3 protein-coding genes and 1 pseudogene are annotated in these 5,401 nt (G+C 71.2%); all 4 read right to left on the reverse strand.

The genetic code is table 11. The annotated features are described in order from the left end of the window. Positions 1-521 (reverse strand): annotated as a pseudogene (locus AC08OP_RS20030) (hypothetical protein); the annotation flags it as partial. Next, the gene (locus AC08OP_RS20035; protein ID WP_476615592.1) at positions 511-936 is read right to left on the reverse strand and encodes a sigma factor-like helix-turn-helix DNA-binding protein; all 426 of its coding nucleotides are present in this window, start codon (positions 934-936) and stop codon (positions 511-513) included. The pseudogene AC08OP_RS20030 and the gene AC08OP_RS20035, both read right to left, overlap by 11 nt. 109 nt (positions 937-1,045) lie before the next feature. Next, positions 1,046-3,070: a protein kinase family protein gene (locus AC08OP_RS20040; protein ID WP_476615593.1), complete on the reverse strand. Its 2,025-nt coding sequence runs from the start codon at positions 3,068-3,070 to the stop codon at positions 1,046-1,048. 405 nt (positions 3,071-3,475) lie between these two features. Beyond that, a complete protein-coding gene (gene murJ, locus AC08OP_RS20045; protein ID WP_476615594.1) occupies positions 3,476-5,080 on the reverse strand; it encodes a murein biosynthesis integral membrane protein MurJ in 1,605 nt (534 codons plus the stop codon). Between the last annotated feature and the right edge of the window lie 321 nt (positions 5,081-5,401).

The raw sequence follows: 5,401 nt of genomic DNA on the forward strand, positions 1-5,401 counted from the left end.
CCTCGGCCGGGCCGCCTTGGCCTGTTGCCACTCGCCGCCCGCCCACCCGGGCCATCCCCTGTATCGGTGTGGACGGCCTCGGTGTGGACCGCCTCGGTATCCCCCACGAGGGGTTCCGTGCCGCTGGCCCCGGCGGCTCCCGTGGTGCCGGCGAAGCCGGAGCTCGCGGGCCCCGGACCGGTCGGCGCGGCCGGGTTCCGGCCCGGTCCCGGCCGAGAGGGAGCAGGCGCGTGGGCCGCCAGCGCAGCCTGGAGGCGTTCGGCCACCTCGCCGGGCATCGTCAGGGCCGCCAAGCGGGAGAGGTCCGTACGGACCCTGCGGAGGGCGACCATCGACTCCTGGCATGAGACGCAGCCCTCGATATGCTCGCGGACGGAGCGGGGGAGCGGCTCTCCGTCCGCGAAGGCGTCCAGCAGCTCGGCGTCCGGGTGATGCACGTGCGCGCGCAAGCGGCGACCCGCCGGGAAGGGATCGGAGGGAGCCGCCGGTCGGCGTCGGTCCCCCGCAGGCTCAGTCGCCATTGCTGATCACCTCCTTCGGCAGATCCGGATGGCGTCGGCCGCGCCCGCGGGGCCGCGGCCGATGGGCCGACCTCCGGTAACGGGCTGCTGCCCCGGTGAGCCCGCCGCATCCTGGTGTCTTCCTTCTGAGACGGCGGGCGAAGCCGCCGGGTTCCCTGGCCGGGGGACCCATCAGGACGGCGAGCTGCGCGCGACCGCGCGAACGCCGGCTTTTCACCGTCCCGACCGGAACTCCCAGCAGCCCCGCCGCCTCGGCGACGGGTCGTCCTGCCACGTCCACCAGCACCACGGCGGTCCGCAACCCGGGCGTCAGCCAGCCCAGCGCCTCCTCGACGTCCAGGTGCAGGTCATGCTCGGCGACGCACCCGCGGGGATTGACCGGATCACGAATATGGCCTTTCGGGGTAGTCGTCATGGGCACCGTCGGGCGGGCGGTACGGCGGCGCAGCCCAGCTCGGCGTCGGGGCGGCCACCAGGACTTCGGCGGGTGGACCGACTCTCACCGTCCTCTCACCGTCCTCCCGTCAGGACCGGAACGTGATCTCCGCGATCGACCCGCGGTACTGCCCGGCGTTCGACGGCAGCGAGGTCAGCCACAGCACCCAGTACTGCGAGGGGTTCACGTCCGACGACATCGGCAGGACCACCGTGCCGCTGGCGCCCGACTTCTGGGCGACCACGCGGTCGAAGCCGTCGAGCGACTCCGACAGCCTGTCGCCGCTGCGCAGCTCGAACGACACCGGACCCAGGCTGCCGACCGTCACGGTGGCCGAGGTGGGCAGGATCTTTTGCGGAAACGCCATGCGCAGCCCGACACCCGGCTTGAGGTTGCCGAACGTCGCGCTGGTGTAGTTGCTCGTCGTCCACTCCGTCGACGTGTTCCCGTCGAACGCCTTGCCGACATCCGCCGGTTTCTCGGTCTTGGGTTCACCCGAAGGTGCGAGCGGGTCGAAGGAGTCCGTGCTGCTTGGCTTGAGGATGGTTCCGGTGGGGGTCGCCGGCACCGTGGTCGGGGTGCCGGGGTTGGCAGCGTTATTCTTTTCGCCGTTGCTACGCAGGGTGATTACGGCGACCACCGCGATTGCGACGACCACCACCAGAGCGATCCACGGCACGGCCCGTCCCAGCGACGGCCCGCCACGGCGCCTCGGGCCGGAACCAGGCGGGTAGCGGTCGGATCCCGCCGGGTAACCGCCACCTCCGGCTGGATAGCTGCGGTCGTCGTACCCGCTGCGGTCGTCGTACCCGCTGCGGTCGTCGTACCCGCTGCGGTCGTCGTACCCGCTGCGGCCGTAGCCGGTCCCGCCGCCGCGGGACCCGTGGGGGCCTTCCACCCGGGTGTCGTACCGGGCGTCCCGGCCGGGGCCGGGGTAGCCGGCGGTGTCGGCATAGCGGCCCTGCGCCGGGTAATCCCCCGGCGCGAGGTAGTCCGAGGATGCGAAGGTGTCCACGTCCATCGCCTCGGTGCTGGGCGGGGCGTCACCGAGGCTCATCAACCCGGTGTCGAGCACGGCGTCCACCGGGTTGATCGACTCCAGCTCTTCGACCAGGTCGGCCGCCGTGGTGATGGGCGCCCCGACCCGATCGTCGCCGAGGGTGGCCATGGTGATGGCGTCGAGATCACGCGGAACTGACGAGGCGACCTGTCGGGGAGTCCGCAGCCGGCCGCCCGAGGTGGGTGCGGTGGGCAGACCGCGGTCCCCGCCGAGGGGCCAGTAACCGGTGAGCCCGGCATACAGCAGGCCACCGAGCGCCCGGACGTCGGCCGCGGCGATCAGGTCGGGATTCACCGCCGTGGCGTCGGGGCCGCCGCCTGCGCGGTCGGCCGTGCCTGGGCCGGAACCGTCGTCCCCGCCGATCCCACTCTGGTCGGGCTGGTTGCCGTGCCCGTCGAGCTCCGTCGCGGGGAGGGAACCGTCGAGTTCCGCGAGCACCCCGCCGATCTCCAGGTCAATGACCTTGACGGTGCCGTGGCTGGAGACGATGACGTCACCGGGGTTCAGGTCACCGTGATGGATGCCGCGCTCGTGTGCCGCGGCGATGACTCGGGCCGCGGCGAGCACCACGGCGCCGGCCTGCTCCGGGCGTAGCGGCCCGTCGGTGGAAAGCTGACGCAGCGTCTTGCCGTCCACCCATTCCGAGACGACGTAGGAGATGCGTCGGGACTCGGCCGTGGTAGTGGTGGCGTCGTAGGTCGAGGCGGCGCCGGGATGCACCAGCCGACCGGAATTGATCGCTGCGGTGAGAAGCCGGCGGGCCGCCTGCTCCTGCTCCGGATCCGTGGCCGGCCCGCCGCCGCCCGCAGACGCGGGGCCGTGCTCGACGATGCGCACTGCCACCGGTCGGGCGAGCACCTTGTCGTCGCCTCGCCAGAGGGTGACGGGCCCACGGGTCGTCAACGCGGAGAGCAGACGGTAGCGGCGGTCGAGCACGGACTCGGCGAGGATGGCGGTGCCGGAGCGCGGCGTCGCACCCCGGACTCCGGGCGCGTTCGGGTTCACGTCGTTATCGACGTTCCCGGCCTGCGGTCGGTTGCTTCCGTCGACCACAGCGCCTCCGTCGTCCACGGGCCCGGCGTCCACAATCCGCCGTCGGGCTTCCCTACCTCACCCGGGCAGGGGTTCCGCCCAGCGTGCCGCCACCGTAGGCGGACACCCCGGGTACCCTCCGTCGCTCTGACCAGCCGCCTCGATGAACGAAGCGACGAGCGGGAGGCTGCGCCTGGTTTACCGGCGGCGTTGGGTGGGGCCCGCGCACAGCGTGTCCAGTGTACGAGGAGGTCAGAAGGATCTCGCGAATGTCTTGGGACAACCCGCCCATGTGTACCGACTGTGACGATCGGCGAGCCGATTCTTTCGGTGACGTGCGAGGATGCCTCGGGAGTAACGACGACAAGGATCTTTCTGGTGCCGGCGGGATCGGCTCGGCTGGCCCCTAGGTGCCATCACTGCCGGTCAGCCGCGTTGCGATGATCGCCCCGGCCGTCGGGACAGCCGGCCGCCGAGTCGTCCGTTCACCTCCGCCAGCAGGGCGTTGATCTCGTGTATCCCCATCCGGGTGGCGACCGCGAGGAAGAGCCCGCCTCCCACGGCCGCGGCGAGCACCACCGCGACCCCGGAACCAAGCCACCCCTCACCCACGACCGCGCGGGCACCTCGGGCGAGCAGCGACGCGAGGACGGCGCCGATCCCGGCCGCGATCGCGACCCGGGTGATGACCTGCACGGTGCGATTGCCATCGATTCCCCCGAGCCGCCGGTGCAACAGGGTGCTCGTCGCCGCGAGGCCCATCAGGTAGGCGGTGGCGAAGGAGAGCGCCAGCGCGACGGCCCGGTGCTCCTCGGGCACGACCACGGTGAGGACCAGAGCACCGATGACGTTCACCGCCACGACCCCGATGTTGACCAGTGCCGGGGTGCGACTGTCTTGGTAGGCGTAGAACACCCGTAGCTGTACCTGGAACAGGGAGAACGGCACGAGGGCCAGGGCGAAGGCGCTGAGGGTGTCGCCGATGTCCATAGCGTCGCCGTAGCCGGTCGCGCCGTGATGGAACACGGCGACGGCGATCGGCCGGCCCAGGGCGAGGATGAACAGGGCGGCGGGCACGATCGCGGTGATCGTGACCCGGGTCGCCATCGAGATGTCGGCCCGCACCAGGTCCCTGCGCCCCTGGGCGGCGTGCCCGCTCATCCTCGGCAACAGTGCGGTGATGACCGAGACGCCGATGATGGCGTACGGGAGCTGGAAGATCTGGTATCCGTACGTGTAGATCGTGTAGGCGGTCGTCGCCGTCGACAGGTTGACGATCACCAGGTAGCCGGCCTGGCTGATCACGACGAACAGCAGCGTCCACCCCGCCAGCCGAGCCGTCGAGCGCAGTTCGGGATGCCGCATGTCCAACCGCGGCCGGTAGCGGAAACCGACCTTGCGCAGCGAGGGGAGCAGCGCGAGGGTCATGACGACGACGCCCAGGGTCGTCCCGGCGGAGAGCACCGTCACCTGGGTGTCGGTGATGGCCTTCGGCCCGTCCACACCCGGCGGGCGCGGACCCGCGATGAAATAGGTGAAGCTCAGACAGGTGACGATGACCAGCAGGTTGTTCAGGATCGGGGCGAACATGGGCGCGGTGAACGACTGTCTGACGTTGAGGATCGCCCCGATCGTCGCGCCTACCCCGTAGAAGATGATCTGCGGCAGGAACCACCGCAGCATCGTGGCGGCGAGCGCCCGCTCGTCGGAGCCGGCGTGCAGGTAGAGGCTGATGATCCACGGGGCGATCAGCATGCCCACTGCCACGACGACCCCGAGGCCGAGGATCATGAGTGTGAGCAGCGACGACGCGAACGCGTTCCCCCCGTCGGGATCCTCCTTCGCGGTGCGGACCATGACCGGCACCACGACGCTCGTGAGGACGCCGCCGAGGAGCAGGTCGTAGAGGATGTTCGGCGTGGTGTTGGCGACGTTGTAGGCCTGGCTCACCGCACCGGTCCCGATCGCCGCAGCGATCGCGACGGTCCGCAGGAACCCGGATGCCCGGGAGACGATCGTGCCGATCGCCATGGTTCCACTGGCCCGGCCGAGGCCGGGCCCGGCCTTCGCCGGCCCGCCGGCCTGCCTGGTTGCGCTGCCGTGCTGTGCCGTTGCGCTGCCGTGCTGTGCCGTTGCGCTGCCGTGCTGTGCCGTTGCGCTGCTGTGCGGCGCCGTGCCGGTGTCTCGTCGGGCCGGTTCGGGGGGGATGCGGCGGACGTTGCTGCGAGGAAGTGCCACCGTCGGCTTGGACTCGCTCAAGGACGGACGACGGCGATCGTCGCCGTCCCGACGGGAACGGTCGGCTCGGGTGCGTCGCTCCGGACGCGCTGCACGGTCTGGGCGGTCTGGGGT

Source organism: Frankia sp. CeRuru1 (assembly GCF_977966315.1).

Bases quoted from the DNA above. Each gene is read 5' to 3' on its own strand.
- murJ (WP_476615594.1), bottom strand. From the start codon at position 5,080: ATGGCGATCGGCACGATCGTCTCCCGGGCATCCGGGTTCCTGCGGACC.
- AC08OP_RS20035 (WP_476615592.1), bottom strand. From the start codon at position 936: ATGACGACTACCCCGAAAGGCCATATTCGTGATCCGGTCAATCCCCGC.